The organism is Stenotrophomonas sp. Y6, from assembly GCF_022436665.1.
GTDB classification, from domain to species: domain Bacteria; phylum Pseudomonadota; class Gammaproteobacteria; order Xanthomonadales; family Xanthomonadaceae; genus Stenotrophomonas; species Stenotrophomonas acidaminiphila_A.
In genome coordinates, this window is sequence record NZ_JAKUKB010000004.1 from 1 (window position 1) to 16,337 (window position 16,337).

The 16,337-nt window shown below is 70.4% G+C and carries 17 protein-coding genes and 1 pseudogene; 9 read left to right on the forward strand and 9 right to left on the reverse strand.

The window, feature by feature from the left end; translation table 11 throughout:
- Together MKP15_RS05765 and MKP15_RS05770 are read right to left on the reverse strand one after the other, a co-directional pair.
- A pseudogene (locus MKP15_RS05765) lies at positions 1-372 on the reverse strand (hypothetical protein); the annotation flags it as partial.
- Positions 369-734: a PadR family transcriptional regulator gene (locus tag MKP15_RS05770; protein ID WP_104939213.1), complete on the reverse strand. Its 366-nt coding sequence runs from the start codon at positions 732-734 to the stop codon at positions 369-371. The pseudogene MKP15_RS05765 and the gene MKP15_RS05770, both read right to left, overlap by 4 nt.
- A 152-nt stretch (positions 735-886) precedes the next feature.
- Here MKP15_RS05770 and MKP15_RS05775 point away from each other — a divergent pair, with 152 nt between their 5' ends.
- Positions 887-1,783 carry a peptidylprolyl isomerase gene (locus MKP15_RS05775; protein ID WP_240212078.1) on the forward strand — a complete coding sequence of 299 codons (897 nt, stop codon included), beginning with the start codon at positions 887-889 and terminating at the stop codon, positions 1,781-1,783.
- A gap of 59 nt (positions 1,784-1,842) precedes the next feature.
- Here MKP15_RS05775 and MKP15_RS05780 read toward each other — a convergent pair whose 3' ends face one another.
- A complete protein-coding gene (locus MKP15_RS05780) occupies positions 1,843-2,715 on the reverse strand; it encodes a DMT family transporter (protein WP_104939216.1) in 873 nt (290 codons plus the stop codon).
- A gap of 187 nt (positions 2,716-2,902) precedes the next feature.
- Between MKP15_RS05780 and MKP15_RS05785 the strand changes: the two genes are divergently transcribed.
- Positions 2,903-3,196 carry a hypothetical protein gene (locus MKP15_RS05785; protein ID WP_240212079.1) on the forward strand — a complete coding sequence of 98 codons (294 nt, stop codon included), beginning with the start codon at positions 2,903-2,905 and terminating at the stop codon, positions 3,194-3,196.
- 126 nt (positions 3,197-3,322) lie between these two features.
- Positions 3,323-3,553, forward strand: coding sequence for a hexameric tyrosine-coordinated heme protein (locus tag MKP15_RS05790; protein ID WP_104939218.1), 231 nt, complete (start codon positions 3,323-3,325; stop codon positions 3,551-3,553).
- A gap of 288 nt (positions 3,554-3,841) precedes the next feature.
- On the opposite strand, the gene MKP15_RS05795 is transcribed toward MKP15_RS05790, so the two are convergent.
- Positions 3,842-4,198: a GFA family protein gene (locus tag MKP15_RS05795; RefSeq protein WP_240212301.1), complete on the reverse strand. Its 357-nt coding sequence runs from the start codon at positions 4,196-4,198 to the stop codon at positions 3,842-3,844.
- A 106-nt stretch (positions 4,199-4,304) separates the two neighbouring features.
- Here MKP15_RS05795 and MKP15_RS05800 point away from each other — a divergent pair, with 106 nt between their 5' ends.
- The 5 genes from MKP15_RS05800 (at position 4,305) to MKP15_RS05820 (ending at position 8,684) form a co-directional block, all read left to right on the forward strand.
- Positions 4,305-6,107 (forward strand): DUF885 domain-containing protein, encoded by a 1,803-nt coding sequence (locus MKP15_RS05800; RefSeq protein WP_240212080.1) that lies wholly within the window; start codon positions 4,305-4,307, stop codon positions 6,105-6,107.
- 196 nt (positions 6,108-6,303) lie between these two features.
- Positions 6,304-6,798, forward strand: a complete 495-nt coding sequence (locus MKP15_RS05805) for a LuxR family transcriptional regulator (RefSeq protein ID WP_240212081.1) — start codon at positions 6,304-6,306, stop codon at positions 6,796-6,798.
- A 113-nt stretch (positions 6,799-6,911) separates the two neighbouring features.
- The gene (locus MKP15_RS05810) at positions 6,912-7,250 is read left to right on the forward strand and encodes a tRNA-binding protein (protein WP_240212082.1); all 339 of its coding nucleotides are present in this window, start codon (positions 6,912-6,914) and stop codon (positions 7,248-7,250) included.
- An 18-nt stretch (positions 7,251-7,268) separates the two neighbouring features.
- Positions 7,269-7,520: a DUF6868 family protein gene (locus tag MKP15_RS05815; protein ID WP_104939223.1), complete on the forward strand. Its 252-nt coding sequence runs from the start codon at positions 7,269-7,271 to the stop codon at positions 7,518-7,520.
- A gap of 588 nt (positions 7,521-8,108) precedes the next feature.
- Positions 8,109-8,684, forward strand: a complete 576-nt coding sequence (locus MKP15_RS05820) for a TMEM175 family protein (RefSeq protein WP_104939225.1) — start codon at positions 8,109-8,111, stop codon at positions 8,682-8,684.
- Positions 8,685-8,896: 212 nt separating this feature from the next.
- Here the strand turns inward: MKP15_RS05820 and MKP15_RS05825 are convergent, their stop codons facing one another.
- The 4 genes from MKP15_RS05825 to MKP15_RS05840 form a co-directional block, all read right to left on the reverse strand.
- Positions 8,897-10,720, reverse strand: coding sequence for a hybrid sensor histidine kinase/response regulator (locus MKP15_RS05825; protein WP_240212083.1), 1,824 nt, complete (start codon positions 10,718-10,720; stop codon positions 8,897-8,899).
- Positions 10,713-11,366: a response regulator transcription factor gene (locus MKP15_RS05830; protein WP_240212084.1), complete on the reverse strand. Its 654-nt coding sequence runs from the start codon at positions 11,364-11,366 to the stop codon at positions 10,713-10,715. The genes MKP15_RS05825 and MKP15_RS05830 overlap by 8 nt, the downstream gene beginning before the upstream one ends.
- Before the next feature lie 140 nt (positions 11,367-11,506).
- Positions 11,507-12,190 (reverse strand): hypothetical protein, encoded by a 684-nt coding sequence (locus MKP15_RS05835; RefSeq protein ID WP_240212085.1) that lies wholly within the window; start codon positions 12,188-12,190, stop codon positions 11,507-11,509.
- A 53-nt stretch (positions 12,191-12,243) separates the two neighbouring features.
- On the reverse strand, positions 12,244-13,470 hold the full coding sequence (locus tag MKP15_RS05840) for a hypothetical protein (RefSeq protein ID WP_240212086.1): 1,227 nt from the start codon (positions 13,468-13,470) through the stop codon (positions 12,244-12,246).
- Positions 13,471-13,653: 183 nt separating this feature from the next.
- Between MKP15_RS05840 and MKP15_RS05845 the strand changes: the two genes are divergently transcribed.
- Positions 13,654-14,007 carry a hypothetical protein gene (locus MKP15_RS05845; protein ID WP_240212087.1) on the forward strand — a complete coding sequence of 118 codons (354 nt, stop codon included), beginning with the start codon at positions 13,654-13,656 and terminating at the stop codon, positions 14,005-14,007.
- 182 nt (positions 14,008-14,189) lie between these two features.
- Here the strand turns inward: MKP15_RS05845 and MKP15_RS05850 are convergent, their stop codons facing one another.
- On the reverse strand, positions 14,190-16,022 hold the full coding sequence (locus MKP15_RS05850) for an ABC transporter ATP-binding protein (RefSeq protein WP_240212088.1): 1,833 nt from the start codon (positions 16,020-16,022) through the stop codon (positions 14,190-14,192).
- Positions 16,023-16,337 lie beyond the last annotated feature (315 nt).

Here is a 16,337-nt window from a genome sequence, read left to right on the forward strand (position 1 = left end):
CGCCGGGCGCGGCCTGGCGGTGGGCGCGGCCGGGGCGGTGGCGGCCACGCCCGCGGCGGGCGTGGCGAGCGGCGGCGGCGGCGGCCGGCGGCCCGGCAGTGGCGTGCGCAGCGCGCGGTTCACCGTCACCTCGGTCTCGCGGTAGATCTCGGCCACCTCCTCCGGCGCGCCGTAGCTGCCGGCGACACCGGCGATCACCTCGGCCTCGCTCTTGCCGGGCTGCTCGGCCAGCTCCGAGCGCAGGTACTCCTCGGCGTCGTACAGCGCGTCCTGGACCATCGCCGGGTCGGCACCGGCCAGCGCGGCGCGCAGCTGCTCCAGGTATTCGGGAATCGTGGTCGGCAGCGGCCGTGGGTTGGTCTCGTTGTTCATCGTTCGACTCCCTCCAGTACGGACTCCAGCGAGTCCCGGGTGGCATTCCAGGCCGCGATCCACTGCTTCAGCACGGCGCGTCCCTCGTCATTGATGCGGTAGTAGCGCCGTGGTGGCCCGGCCACCGACGGCTCGACATGGCTTTCCAGCAGGCCGGCGCCTTCCAGGTTGCGCAGTACCGGGTACAGCGCGCTCTGCTTGCCGCTGAGCACGCCATCACCGGTGCGCTCCAGTTCCTTGGCGATCAGGTACCCGTACAGCGGCTCCCCGGCCTTGGCCAGCACCGCCAGCAGTGCAAGCGACACCGTGCCGGCGCTGAGTTCCTTCTGGAATTTGCGCAGTTGGGCCTCGAAATCACCCATCGCCCCGCTCCTGCCAACTAACCTGAAGCCAACACTATTACTCACTTCGCTATAGCGGATGTGCCGGTAGTCACCCCACTCCCGGCATGGTCTGGCGGCGGCCCCGGGCGATCCGCCAGAATCGGCCCACACCCGATCACGGAACGCGCCCGATGACGCTACGCCCGACCCTGCTGGCCCTGGCCCTGATGCTGCCCCCGCTGCCGGCACTGGCCGCCGACGCGCCGGCCAGGTACCGCAGCGCGCAGGAGATCCTCGCTGCCTCGCCCGACAGCGACTGGCACGTGCCCGCCGCCGACAACCTGCTGTACATGGACCTGGACGGCGGCCGCGTCATCATCGAACTGGCCCCTGAATTCGCCCCCGAACACGCCGGCAACATCCGCACCCTGGCGCGCGAGGGCTTCTGGAACGGCACCAGCATCTACCGTTCGCAGGACAACTTCGTGGTCCAGTTCGGCGACGCCGATGCCGACGACCCGGCCCGGGCGCGGCCGCTGGGCAGCGCGAAGACCCATCTGCCGGCCGAGTTCCAGCGGCCGTCCCGGGGGCTGGCGTTCACCGCGCTGCCCGACCGCGACGGCTGGGCCGCGAAGACCGGCTTCGTCGGCGACTTCGCCGTTGCCGGCGACGGCGAACACACCTGGCTGGCGCACTGCTACGGCGCGGTCGGTGCCGGCCGCAACAACGACGAGGACAGCAGCATCGGCGCCGAGCTGTACGTGGTCACCGGGCAGTCGCCGCGCCAGCTCGACCGCAACATCACCCTGGTCGGGCGCGTGCTCAAGGGCATGGAACTGCTCAGCACGATCAAACGCGGACCCGAGCCGATGGGCTTCTACGAAGACCCCGCGCAGCGCACGCCGATCCTTTCCATCCGCCTCGCCAGCGACGTGCCTGCCGCGCAGCGCACGCCGCTGCGGGTGCTGCGCACCGACTCCAGGACCTTCGCCGACATGGTGGAAGCGCGCCGCAACCGCCGCGACGATTTCTACAAACGCCCGGCCGGCCATATCGACCTGTGCAACATCCCGCTGCCGGTGCGCTGAGCCGGGCCGCATGCGGGTGACGCCAGCGGCCACCACCGCCTGCGGTCACCGGCCGCTGCCTAGCGCTGGCTGACCGCCACACTGCCCAGGACCAGGCCGCCGGCGAGCAGCATCTGCAGGGTCACCGGCTCGCCCAGGAACAGCCAGGCGAACAGCGCCCCGAACAGCGGGATCAGGTAGGTGACGGTGGCCGCGCGCGACGCTCCGATCCGGCCGATCAGGCGGTAGAACACCAGGAACGCCAGGCCGGTGCAGAGGATGCCCAAGGCGACGGCACTGGCCCAGGAGGCGGCCGGCACCGGCTGCCGCGGCCAGTGGCGCAGCGCCATCGGCAGCATCCACAGCGAAGCGCAGCCCAGCGTAGCCGCCGCCGCCGCGGCCGGCGGCAGTCCGCCCATGTGGCGACGGACCAGGTTGGCGCCCAGCCCGTAGAGCAGCGCCGCCACCGTGCCGGCCGCCACCGCCGCGCCGATCGCCAGGCCCGACACCTTGGCCGTGGCCAGCACCACCACGCCGGAAAAGCCGACCAGCAGCGCGAACGCCCGGCGCGGGCCGATCTTCTCGCCGAAGAACAGGAAGCCGATCAGCGCGGCGAACAGTACCGTCATCGCGTTGCAGATCGCGCCGATCGCCGCCGGCGCACGCTCGGCCGCCCACGCGAACAGCACGAACGGCAGCGCCGAATTGACCAGGCCGACAGGCGCCAGCCACAGCCAGCGCCGCGCCGGGAAGAGCGCACGTGCACGCCACAGGAACGGCATCAGCACCAGCGCGCCGAGCAGCAGACGCACCTCCACCAGCGCGTACGGGCCGAAGTCGGGCACCGCGATGCGCATGAACAGGAACGAGGCGCCCCACACCATGCCCAGCCCCAGCAGTTCCAGCGGCGTGGACCAATCGCGCGCCACCGGCGCCGGCCTCGCCCCGCTCATGGGCCCGGCTCCCTCACCATCGTTTCCGCCCGCACCGCGCCTGCCATCGACATCCCTCCGTGGGTGGAACGCAAGCATCCCTGCAACCGCGCCCGCTGACAAACAGCGCGCGCCCGCGCCGCCGCGTTTCACGTTGCCTTGCCCGCCCGATGCCCAGGCTGGGGGCCCCTTCCCACGGAGCTCCCCCATGCCCCTGCTGCGCATCCGCATCACCGGCAACGCCGACGACGCCCTGGCCGTGACCGACCTGCTGCACGGCCTGGAAGGCATCGAACACGTCGAGGAGACCGACGACCTGATGCCGCACATGGACGACGAGGACTCCAGTTCGGCCGGCCTGTCCGACGACATCGGCCCCGGCATCCACGAACTGGAAGTGGAGGTCGGCAACACGGCCACCGCGGACAAGGCGCGCCGGGCGGTGGAACTGCTGGCCCGCGAACGCGGACTGGTCATCGAGTACGAGCAGGACGAGGGCTGAGCCGCGCCACGGCCCGGGCGGGCGCTGGTAGGCGCGGCGCCGCCGCGGTTTGATCCTGGTCAAGACATCGCGGCCGGCGGCAGCGCACATTCCGCTGTCCATCCACCGCTACAGGAGACCACCGCGATGACCGACCTTTGGCTCGACACCCTGATCACCGCCACCCCGCAGGAAGGCTTCGAGCTCGCGGTCCTGTTGAGCCGCCGCAGCGTCAAGTACACCCAGCCGGACCTGTCCATCCTGCAGAAACTGCGGCCGGAGTATGCCGACTCCACCGACGCGCTGACCGCGGCCGCCCAGGTGCTGGCACTCAATTTCCAGACGGTGGCCGCGGCCAACAATTACTGGCGGCCGTGAGGTCGCTGGCGCACCCCGGTGCGCCCTGCGACCGGCTCACCCCTGCCGCTGGCGCCGGCAACGGCGCCGGGGCTGCAATCCACCGCACCGCAGCACGACGGCGGCAGGCCGCCGGGGGTGAAGATGCCGCGGACGTCTCCAGCGCGCGATCGCTCTGTATCCCGGGGCCGGGAATGCACGGTCCGTGGCCGCCGCGGTCAGCCCGGTGGCCACGCCGGCCGCAACGACGTCGTGCCCGGCGCAGCCCACGGCCGGCAGTGGCAGCGGGTCAGCCCGGCCGCGCAGCCGTCAGCGGCTGGCGCCGTCGTAAGGGTGGATCTCCAGCGCCTCCAGATCGACGTCCGGCACGCAACGCAGGTTGATCGCCACGGTCGGCTGGCCACTGCGCGGGTCGATCGCTTCGCTGAACGGGGCAACGCCGCAGACGTGGCAGTGGTGGTGGTCGATGTGCCTGGAATGGAAGCGGTAGCTCTCCAGGTGCGCCGGATCGGTCCGGAGTTCGAAACCGCTGCGCGGGCCGAACCACAGCAGCGAACCGCGGCGCCGGCAGATCGAACAGTTGCAGGACACGGCACTGGCGATCGGCTCGGCCGACTCGAACGCGAACGCGATGCGCCCGCAGTGGCAACTGCCTTCGTAATGCATCGCATCCCCTCCACCGGCGTGTCTGGCGGACATGGTAAGCCAATGGCAGGGGCGTCCGCCGCGGCACTGGCCTATGCTGGATGTTTCCTCCGCAACAGGTATCCCGATGCGCAAGCACCTGCTCGCCGCCGCCCTGCTCGCCAGCCTGGCCGGTTGCCAGAACAGCGACGCCCCGTCCTCCCCGTCCGCCACCACCGAACAGGCCGGCCAGAGCCAGGCCGACGCGCAGTTCGCCGAACTGTCGAAGAAGGCACTCGATACCTGGATGCAGCTGTCCCCGGTCAGCGCCACCCAGATCGGCGACCACCGTTACGACGCCGAGCTGGATGACCTCAGCGCCGCCGGCCAGCAGAAGGGCCTGGACGCCAGCAAGGCGCTGCTTGCCGAACTGGACCGGATCGACACCGGCAAGCTCGGCCGCGAAAACCAGGTGGACGCGGCGATCCTGCGCAACCAGCTGCAGTCCGACATCTGGAGCAACGAAACCCTGCAGTCGTGGAAGTGGGACCCGCAGGTCTACACCGGGCTGGCCGGCAGCGCCATCTACGGCCTGATGGCGCGCGAGTTCGCGCCCCTGCCCGAGCGCCTGAAGTCGGCCACCGCGCGGATCGAGAAGATCCCGCAGATCTTCGCCGCCGCGCGCGCCAACCTCGACCCGGCGCGCGTGCCGAAGATCCACGCCGAAACCGTGGCCAAGCAGAACCGCGGCATCCTCAGCCTGGTGGAGACCTTCATCGTCCCCAACATCGGTCAGCTCGAAGCCGCCGACCAGGAACGCCTGAAGACCGCCATCGCCACGCTGACCACCGCCGTCGAAGAGCAGCAGGCGTGGCTGGACAAGACCCTGGTGCCGAACGCCCGCGGCGACTTCCGCATCGGCGCGGAGAAGTACGACCAGAAGCTGAAGTTCTCGCTCAACTCCTCGCTCTCGCGCGCCGAGATCGGCGAACGCGCCCGCGCCGAACTGACCCGCGTGCGCAAGGACATGTACGGCATTGCCCAGGTGGTGCTCAAGGACAAGCCGGGTGCGCCGGAGATGCCGGCCAACCCGACCGACGAGCAGCAGCAGAAGGCGATCGAGGCCGCGCTGGAACTGGCCTATGCCGAGAAGCCGGCCCGCGACAAGGTCGTCGACGACGCCAAGGCCGCGCTGGCGCAGTCCACCGAATTCGTGCGCACGCATGACCTGATGACCCTGCCCGACGCCCCGGTCGACATCATCCTGATGCCCGAATTCCAGCGCGGCGTGGCGGTGGCCTACTGCGATTCGCCCGGCCCACTGGACAAGAACCTCAAGACCTTCTACGCGGTCTCGCCGATCCCCGACGACTGGAGCGACAAGCAGGTCGATTCGTTCCTGCGCGAATACAACAGCCGCATGATCCACCTGCTGTCGATCCACGAAGGCACCCCCGGGCACTACCTGGAAGGCTGGCACTCGGGCAAGTTCCCGTCGACGCTGCGCGCGGTGCTGCGCTCGGGCCTGTTCGCCGAGGGCTGGGCGGTCTACACCGAACGCATGATGCAGGAGCAGGGCTACCTGGACAGCGACCCGCTGTTCCACCTGGTGCAGCTGAAGTTCTACCTGCGCACGATCGCCAACGCCATCCTCGACCAGGGCGTGCACGTGGACAACTGGAGCCGCGAGCAGGCCATGCAGCTGATGACCCACGACGCCTTCCAGCAGGAGAGCGAGGCCGCGGGCAAGTGGGTGCGCGCGCAGCTGACCTCGGCGCAGCTGCCGACTTATTTCGTCGGCGCGCAGGAGCACTTCGACACCCGCAAGGCGGTGCAGGACAAGCTCGGCGCCGACTTCAAGCTCAAGGCTTACCACGACCAGATCCTGTCCTACGGCGCGCCGCCGGTGCGCTTCGCACGCCAGCTGATGCTGGACCAGCCGATCGAGTGACCGCCCCGCGAGGGGACGCGCAAAGGCCCGGGGATTCCCGGGCCTTTGTCGTTGCGGCGCCCGCCAGCGCCGCCCGCGCCGCGCGCAGGCCTGCACGCGATCGCCGGCCTGTCCGGCCACCGCGCCGCCGCGTTCATGCAGGCCGGTACCGCGCCGGGGCATGATCGGCCCAGGCAACCTGCCTCCAGGAGATCGCATGAACGTGATGCTTGCCGCGCTGCTGTCCACCGCCCTCACCGCCACCCCCGCGTTGGCCGCCGCGCCCGCCGTGCCGGCCGACTCGCCGCTGGTGGGCCAGTGGCTGCTGGACGTGGACAGCCTGCCGATGCCGCCGGAAGCGCGCCCGAAGCGCGTGGACCTGGTGTTCGCCGCCACGCCCGACGGCCGCTGGAACGAGCGTGTCCAGATCGTCGGCCAGGACGACAAGGTCATGCATGCCGAATCCACCCTGGCGCTGGACGGCACCCCCGGCCGCGCGTCGGGCACGTACTGGGTCGACGTGCTGGCCGCCAAGATGCCGGCGCCGAACGTCCTGGTCATGCAGTTCGTCTACGAAGGCATCCCGCGCTCCACCCGGGTGTACTCGGTCAGTGCCGACGGCAACGTCATGACCGAGACGGAGTCCTACTTCAAGGACGGCACGCCGGTACTGCGGACGGCGCTGTTCAAGCGCGCCGGGCGCGCCCGCTGACCGCGGCCGCCGCCCTGCCGCGGACGCGGACCGCCACCGGCGCCGGCGCCGGCGCGGTTGACGCCCGCCCGCGCCGGCGCCAATGATCGGCACTCGTCCCGCCGGCGCACGCCATGCAAACGATCGACTGGAACGACTTCAGCAAGGTGGAACTGCGCGTGGGCCGCATCGTGGCCGCCGAGCCGTTCGCCAAGGCGCGCCGGCCGGCATACATCCTGCAGGTCGATTTCGGCCCGGAGATCGGCGTGCGCAAGTCCAGTGCCCAGATCACCGACCTGTATGCGCCCGAGGCGCTGGTCGGCAAGCAGGTGGTGGCGGTGGTGAATTTCCCGCCCAAGCAGATCGGCCCGCTGATGTCCGAATGCCTGGTCACCGGCTTCCACAATGCCCACGGCCAGGTATCGCTATGCGTGCCCGAACACGATGTCCCGCTCGGCACCCGCCTGCTGTAACGCGCTTCGGAGAACCCAATGGACAGCGATTTCCTGTGCCGCTTCCTGCTGTGGTCGCTGGCGTTCAACTACGCCGTCCTGCTGGCCTGGTTCCTTGCCTTCGTGACCGCGCGCGACGCGCTGCGGCGGTTGCATGGCCGCTGGTTCGCGCTGCCCGATGCCAGCTTCGACGCCATCCATTACGGCGGCATGGCCGCGTACAAGATCGGCATCCTGCTGTTCAATCTCGCTCCGCTGGCGGCGCTGTGGCTGGCGCGCCGCGGTGGCTGATCCGGTGCCTTCGGCGAACGCCAGGGTTTTCCCGCTGGGGACGCACATGGCCCGCACCGCCACCGACCGGCGCAGCGCGCGCGGCGGGACCGCCAGCGCAGGGCGCGCCGGTGGCTTCACCAGCGAAGACCAGGCGGCGATGGAAGCACGGGCGTGGGAACGCAGGGCCGAGGTCCGCGGCAACCGCGGCAGCGCCGGGGGCGAGGCCGGGCTGCCGGCGCCGGTCGATGGGATGCAAGCAGCCGGACGCGACAGGGCACGGCGCATCCATGCGCTGGTCATGGCTGCCGCAGGCGGCCTGCAGCCACGCACCGGGCATGGCATGCCGCCGCGGGCGCGGGACGCCAGGGCGCGACGCTTGCTGCAGGGCGAGGGCAGATTCGACACCCGTTACGCCAGCTGCGGCCTCAGCGACCAGGCGGCACTGGACAAGGGCGGTGGCCAAGAGCCCTCGCCATCCACCGGTTCGGCGCTGCCAGGGCCGCCATGCCGACCGCTCCGGTGCGCCGGGCCGCCGGCTGAACCGGCCCCGGCGCCCCGCTGATCCGCGGCAGCGCCACCCACCACCACAACCCACGGGGACAACGCATGGGCAAGGGACGTCTTGAAGCCTTCAGTGACGGCGTACTGGCGATCATCATCACCATCATGGTGCTGGAGATGAAGGCCCCGGAAGGCGCCACGCTCGACGCGCTGCTGCCGCTGGCGCCGTCGTTGCTGAGCTATGTGCTCAGCTTCATCTACGTGGGCATCTACTGGAACAACCACCATCACCTGCTGCAGGCCTGCAGGCGGGTCACCGGCAGCGTGCTGTGGGCCAACCTGCACCTGCTGTTCTGGCTGTCGCTGCTGCCCTTCGCCACGCGCTGGATGGGCAACAACCACCTGGCGCCGCTGCCCTCGGTGGCCTATGGCGTGGTCCTGCTGGCCGCGGCCATCGCCTACTGGCTGCTGCAACGGCGCATCATCGCCGCCGACGGCAGTGAATCGGTGCTGCGGCATGCGCTGGGCGTCGACTGGAAAGGCAAGCTGTCGCCGGTGCTCTACCTCGCCGGCATCGGCGCCACGCTGGTCGATGCGCGGCTGGGCCAGGCGCTGTACGCGCTGGTCGCGCTGCTGTGGCTGATTCCCGACCGGCGCATCGAGCACGAACTCGAACACTAGTGCGCGCATGTCACGCGCCGGCGGCTGATGCAGGCCGGGCGCCCGCGACCGCGGCCTGCACCCGTGTCGATGGCGGTGCATCCGCCGCAGGGGCGGCCCGGCCTGCGCCGGTCTCTTGCGGCGCCGCCGCTATCCGCGGGCTGCGGTACCCGCGCGCCGGCGCATCGTCCGGCGGCCGGCCCGCTCCCCGCACACGCCGCGCTGGCAGGCGCTCAGGGAGGCGAGCCAGCTGCCGGCGCGGGCAGCCAGTAGCCCAGCACCGCCTGCAGCTCGGCAGTCTCCACCGGCTTGCGCAACACCAGATAGCCCTGTTCCTGGGCCTCGGCCAGCTCGGCCGAATCCAGCTCGCCACTGATCATGGCCCCGCGCGCGTCCGGCAGCCGCCCGAGCAGTTCGCACAGCAGCTCGAAGCCGTTTTCGCCCGAACGCAGCCGCTGGTCGCAGAACACCACGTCCGGCCGCAAACCGGACTCGAGCAGGCGCAGTGCCTGGCTGCCGGATTCGACGCAGGTCGTCTCGAGCCCCCAGGACCGCATCAGGGTCTGCCAGGCGCTGCGCACCAACGGATCATCGTCGACGACCAGGCAGCTGCCCGACCATTGCGGCAGCATCCGCGGTGGCGGCGGGTCCAGCGACCGCGGGACCACCAGCGGTGCCGCCGCCTGCGCCGCGTCGGGCTGGATCCAGAAACACGACCCCCTGCCCTCACGCGAGCGGAAACCGTGCCTGGCCCGCATCATGGCGCAGCAGCGGGCAACCACGGCCAGCCCCAGCCCGTGGCCGGCGCTGTCGATGTCCCAGGCGTGCTCGTTGCGGAAGAACGGCGAAAAGATGTCGGTGCCATCGCGCATCGCGATGCCGATGCCGGTATCCCAGACTTCGCACCGCCAGCCGCCCGCCCGCCGGCGCACGGTCAGCAGGATGCCACCGCGGCGCGTGTAGCGCAGGGCGTTGTGCAGCAGGTTGTTCAACGCCTGGCGCAGCAGCGTGCCATCGGCCATCACCACGGCCGGGCCCGGGGGAAGGCGCACGCGCAATGCCAGCCCGCGATCGCGCGCCTCCTCGCGGAACAGGGTCGCGACGTTGGCGATCATGCCCGCCAGATCGACCGCCTCGGTGCTGATCTGTACCCGGCCACTCTCGATCCGGGACAGGTCGAGCAGCGCGTCGAACATCTGCGTGGCCGACTGCACGCTCTGGCGCAGGTCCGCCAGGGCGCCGTCGAGCGCCGGATCCCGGTTGCTGCGCGAGATGGACGCCACCAGGAAGCCCATGGCATGCACCGGCTGGCGCAGGTCGTGGCTGGCCGTGGTCAGGAACAGGTTCTTGTCGTACAGCGCCTGCTCGGCCTGTTCCTTGGCCCGGCGGAAGTTCTCGGCCAGGCGTACGCCCTCCTCCTGCAACACGACGTTCTGCACGAAGAAGCGCAGCGAGATCGCCGAATGCCGCAGGATGGTGAGGATGTAGACCAGGGCCAACGGCATCACGTAATGCCAGTGGTCCGGGAAGGTGTAGGGCACCAGCAGGGTCACGCTTCCCCAGCCGGACAGGAAGAAGCAGCGGAACACCGACAGCACCGGCGAGGCATGCACCGAGTTGCTGGCCACGATGGCCGCGATCGTCACCAGATACAGCAGCTGGAACTCGAAGGTGGCGTGTGCGGCGGTCAGCAGCGGCGGCACCGCCATGCTGCTGCCGTATACCAGCGCCACGCCATGGATCAACGGCGACCAGCGGCGCAGCACCGCCTCCGGTGCATCCTGGACACAGGCGCGCTGGTAGCGCCGGTACAGCCCGCGCACGCCCCAGAAACCGACGAAATACCAGGCCGACCACAGCACCAGGCCCAGCGGGTCCTGCCCGAGATGGGCGTACCAGGCGATGAACGGCAGGCTGACCACGACCATCGCGCCGAAGCCGTAATTGACCCGTGCGAAAGCCACCTCGAGCAGTCCCACCCGGCGCGCCGGGCTGATGTCGGCGTAGCCCGGCGGGCTGTCGGCAGTGGCCGGTGCGGACTGGCCCGGCTCAGACATCGATCCGCTTTCCGCGCAGCCGGGTTATCAGTTCGACGCGGGTGCGCGCGCCCAGCCGGGACAGGATGCCGCTCACGTGCTCCTTCACGGTCTGCTCGGTCAACGACAGCTGCTGCGCCACGCGCTTGTTCGGCAACCCCTTGAGCATCAGCGCCAGCACCTCCCCCTGGCGCGGGGTCAGCCCCAGTTCGGCCGGACTCAGCGGCAGGCTGCGCGCATCGCCGTTCCACCGGCCGGGTACCGATGCGTCGTCGAACCAGCCATCGCCGCGCAGCACCGCGGCGACCGCCGACGCAAACACCGCGGGCTCGGCGTGCTTGAGCAGGAAGCCATCCACGGCCAACCGGCGTACCTTGTCGCGTATGGCCGGATCATCGTCACCGCTGATCACCAGCAGGCGGACCGCGGGGCAGGCGTCGCGCAGGCGCGCCAGCAGCGGCAGCGCGGTGCCGTCCGGCAGCCAGAAATCCACCAGCGCCAGTGTCGGCACCCCGGCCTGCTCCAGGTGGGCCCACAGCGCATCGGCACCGCAGATACCCTCGGCGCGCGCGAACCCGCAATGCGTGCGCAGATAGTCGGCAATACCGCGCGCGACCAGCGGATGATCGTCCACCACCACGGCCGAGGGTGGGTGCCAGGGCGTCATCGTGATGCCGGCGTGGCCGGACAAAGGCCACGATTCACGTGCGGTGCCCGGGTGCTGCGCTTGCCAGCCATCTGTCCGTCCCCCTTTGCCACGGCCGCGTCGTTCCGGGGCGCCCGCCGTCGCCCCGCGGGTCACTCCGGCTACCCATGCCCGCCCCCGCCGGCCAGGCAGCGCTTCAGTGCATCGCGTGCCTTGAGTCCATCGTGCCAGGCGATGTCGGCGATCGACGCGCCCTGGTAAATCACCTCGAAATGCCAGTCGTCCTCCATCCCGGCCAACAGCGCCTCGATGCTCGGTACCGCGAACAGCAGCATCGGCGGCGCGGTTGCGCTTGTCTGCGCGTAGATGGCGTTCAAGGTGGCCGGCTGCAGATTACCCTGCCTGAGGGTCACGCGCACCGGCGTGCCGTTGCCGAGCCGCGGAAAAGCGTGCTCCTGGGTCAGGGGCGAAAAGCCCAGCAGCGCGCCGCGGTAGCCGCCGCCCGGCCCGAACAGGGTCACCACCACGCCATCGCTGATGCCATCGACGCGTTCGCGCTTGACCCGCTTGCCGCGCAGGAACGAGGCCGCACAGTACTCGCCCGGGCGCGCGCCGGACCTGGCCTGCATGAACTCCCACCAGCCGGCGATGACTTTCTCCCGGTAGCGGATCGCCTCTTCCTTGTTCGATTCCAGGATGTCCGCCGAATTGATCTGCGCCCGCCGGGTTTCCATCATCGATCCCAGCACGTCGAACGAAGCGGCGTCCACGCCGGAGGCGGCCGCGCACGGCACGCTCGCCAGCAGCAGTCCCGCGGCCAGCACCATGTTCCTGATCATCGCCATCCTCCTTTTTCCACTGTCGTGTACCGCCGCACCCGGCGCCGTGGCGGGCGCGCTCAAGGCCCGGCCGCCTGGCGCGCCAGCGCCTCGCACATGTTGCGGGTGCGCCCCAGGCCGGCGCCTTCGTAGTCGGACCGGATCAGGATGTCGTCCACCTGCCACTGCCCCTGTGCGTCAGGCCGGGTCCGGAACTCCAGGAAGCACATCGCAAAGCCGCCGGCATCGCCGCCCACCACGCCCTGGCTGCCGTAGGCCGTCACCGCCTCCCGCTCCCAGGTCTGGGTGTAGCGCAGGAAACGGGTGTCCCCGGCCTGGTGGAACTGCGGGTTGCCCATGAGCGCGACGACGTCCTGCTCGGGCCGGCCCTTCCAGAGCGGCAGCAGGCTGGATTCCAGCGGCGTCAGCGTGCGCCCATCGGCGCCCCTGCCACCGCCGCGCGCGGCCTGCGTGTCGGCCTGCATCTGTGCCTGCAGCTGCGCGATGTCCCGGCCCAGCCCGGCCTGGATCGACGCGGTGCCCGTTTCCAGTTCCCGCTGTTTCTGCTTCAGCTTCTCCATCGCGGCCTGGCGGTCGGCCTCGGACAGCGGCGTGGCCCACTTGCCGCTGGGGTCGGGACGCCTGCCGGCGAGGACTTTCTCCCACCAGAAATTCTCCCAGGCGAACGCCAGGAGCTCGGACGGCAGCGTCTCCGCCAGCAACGGCAGGTCCGCCGGCAGGCCCAGCGCGGCCATGCGCTTGCCGAACGCGCCGGCGTCGAGCGTGCCGCCGGCCTTGATGGCGGCATGCAGCGCGTGGTCGAAGGCGATGTGGTTGCAGGCAATGGCGCCGGCCCGCGAGAGCGCCGGGGCGGCGGAGCTGTTCCAGCCGGTGGCGGCGACCGGTTCGGTTTCCAGGTCCGCGCGCCTGAGCTGGTAGCTGCCGGGCCCGATGCGGAAGGTGACCGCATCGCCGGCGCGCACCGGCGGCACGCGGTCCCCCGCGCGCACGCCGGCTTTGTCCAGCGGCGCGGCGTTGGGGCACTGGAACTGCAGCTTCATGTGCACGAATTCGGGTTTGTCCGCGCTCTCGTACACGGCCGTCACGTCGATCTCGCGGATCTCGTGCGCGCCGCCGACGTCGGCGGGCGGCGTGCGATTGGCGATGACCCGGACATCCGCGAAATAGGCGATGCGATCATCCGCGGTGCCCTCGTACTGCAGCACCACGGCAAAGGCCCACGCCTGCGCCGGCCACAGCAGCAACGCGGCAACCAGCGGCATCCACAACCAGCGCGTGGCGATCATTCGCACATCCGGATCCGGCCGATGACGGGAACGCGCGAGGCCGTCGGCAACCGCCAGGCGCGGCCAATTATGCGTAGCCGCCCCGCCCCGGGCGGAACCCTACCGCAGTAGGGTTGAACCACTCCGGCGGCGCTGGACATCCTGCGTCTCCTTTCAAAAACCGCATGGAAAAGGAGCTCCACGATGAACAAACCGATCGCGCTGGCTACGGCGGCCACCCTCGTTGCGCTGACATCGGCCTGCGCCTCGTTCTCGGTCACCGACGATGCCATCGAGCGCAACACCGCCCAGTCGCTCGGGCTGGCCAAGGGCACGTTCACCATCACCGATCGCAGCAACGACGGGGTCAAGGCGAGTTATCTGGTCAGGACCGACAGCGGAAAACAGTTCTCGTGCTACGTCACTGGCGGCATATCCGTCACCGGGCGCGCGGCATCCGATGCGATCTGCTCCGAGCTCGGCAAGGGCGGCATGAGCGGCAAGCCCGCGACCGACGGCGCGTGCAATGCGCTGCTGAAGGCCGCCGGCAAGTGCTGAGCCGCCCGCACGGCAACGACACCGCCACGCCCCGCGCGGGCGGTGGAGCCCTCCCGCGGCGCCCTGGCTGATGTGCGGCATCGTCTGCCGGCGGCCCACGCCGGCAGACGCGACGCCGTAGCGGGGCGAGCGCGCGCCGGCCGGCGGCGACGAGGCGGCCGCAGCCCGCCGTGCCGGCGCGCTTACGCCTCGGCGGCGACGAAGCCGCCGGTCTGGCGCGCCCACAGCCGCGCGTACAGGCCGTTGGCGGCGATCAGCCCGGCATGGGTACCGGTTTCGACGATGCGGCCGTGGTCCATCACCACCAGCCGGTCCATGCGCGCGATGGTCGACAGGCGGTGGGCGATGGCGATCACCGTCTTGCCGCCCATCAGTTCGTCCAGGCTTTCCTGGATCGCCGCTTCCACCTCCGAATCCAGCGCCGAGGTCGCCTCGTCCAGCACCAGGATCGGTGCGTCCTTGAGCAGCACGCGGGCAATGGCGATGCGCTGGCGCTGGCCACCGGAAAGCTTCACCCCGCGCTCGCCGACATGCGCGTCGTAGCCGCTGCGGCCCTCGCTGTCGCGCAGCTCGGCGATGAAGTCGGCGGCACGCGCCTTGGCCACGGCCGCGCGCAGCTGTTCCTCGCTGGCGTCGGGGCGGCCGTACAGCAGGTTCTCGCGGATGGAGCGGTGCAGCAGCGAGGTGTCCTGGGTGACCACGCCCACCTGCGCGCGCAGCGAGTCCTGCTGCACCGTGGCGATGTCCACGCCATCGATGAGGATGCGGCCACGCTCCACGTCGTGGAACCGCAGCAGCAGGTTGACCAGGGTGGACTTGCCCGCGCCGGAGCGCCCGACCAGGCCGATCTTCTCGCCGGCGCGCACATGCAGGTCCAGTCCCTCGATCACCCCGTGGTGCTTGCCGTAGTGGAACGACACGCCCTCGAAACGGATGTCGCCGCCGACCGCGCTCAGTGCCGGGGCACCGGGCACGTCGTCCACGGTGGGCGGCAGCGAGATCGAATTGATGCCGTCGTGCACGGTGCCGATGTTCTCGAACAGCGCCGACAGTTCCCACATGATCCACTGCGACATGCCCAGCATGCGCAGCACCAGCGCCACCGCCACCGCCACAGAACCGGCGCTCACCGCGCCGCCGTGCCACAGCCACAGGCCCAGCGCCACCGCGGAGAACAGCAGCAGCATGTTCAACGCGTACAGCAGCGAATAGACGCGCGTGGCCAGCCGCATCTGCGGGTGCACCTTGTCCAGGAAGCCGCTCATCGCCTCGCGCGCGTAGGCCTGCTCGCGCCGCGAATGCGAGAACAGCTTGACCGTGGCGATGTTGGTGTAGCTGTCCACGATGCGCCCGGTCATTTCCGAGCGCGCGTCGGCCTGCTCGCGCGAGATGCGCTCCATGCGCGGCACGAAGTGCCACATCAGCAGCGCATAGCCGACCAGCCAGGCAACGAACGGCAGCATCATCCGCCAGTCGGCGGCGCCGGCCACCGCCAGTGTTCCGATGAAGAACACCAGCACGTAGTTGCCGATGTCGAACAGCTTGACCACCGTCTCGCGCACCGCCAGCGAGGTCTGCATCAGCTTGGTGGCGATGCGCCCGGCGAATTCATCCTGGAAGTAGCCCATCGACTGCCGCAGCAGGTAACGATGCACGCTCCAGCGGATGCGCATGGGGAAGTTGCCGAGCAGGGTCTGGTGCTGCACCAGCGAGTTGAGCAGCACCAGCAGCGGCAGCGCCACCACCACCAGCAGCCCCATCCACAGCAGGCGCCGGCCTTCGGCGTCGAGGAAGGTGGCCGGGGTGCTGGCGCCGAGGCGGTCCACCAGCGCGCCGACATAGGCATACAGCGCCAGCTCGGCCACGGCGATGCCGGCCGTGGTCAGCGCCATCAGCACCAGCCACTTTTCCGCGCCGCGCGTGTAGTGCCGGCAGAACGCATAGAGCCCGCGCGGCGGCTGCGCCGGCGGATCGGACGGGAACGGATCGAGGCGGGATTCGAACCAACGGAACATGGAGACGGGCCAGCGGACGGACGGGGCCTGTCATTGTCGCGTATCCCCGCGGCGCAGGGGGCTGGGCGGGCGCCGGTGCCCCGCCAGGCCTTGACGATGCCTGGCCCGCGCCGGCGGCAAACAGGCGCCAATGGGCCGGGACGCAGGGGCAACCGGCCTGTCCACCGGTTCCGCATGCAGCACCGCGGGGAACCGCTGCCCTGCGGCACTGCATGGCTGGCGGACGGCACCTTCGCATCCACTACGCATCCCGATGGCGATGGCATGGCGCCTTCCACCCTGCCGGCTGGAAGCCGGGACCGCAATGAATCGATA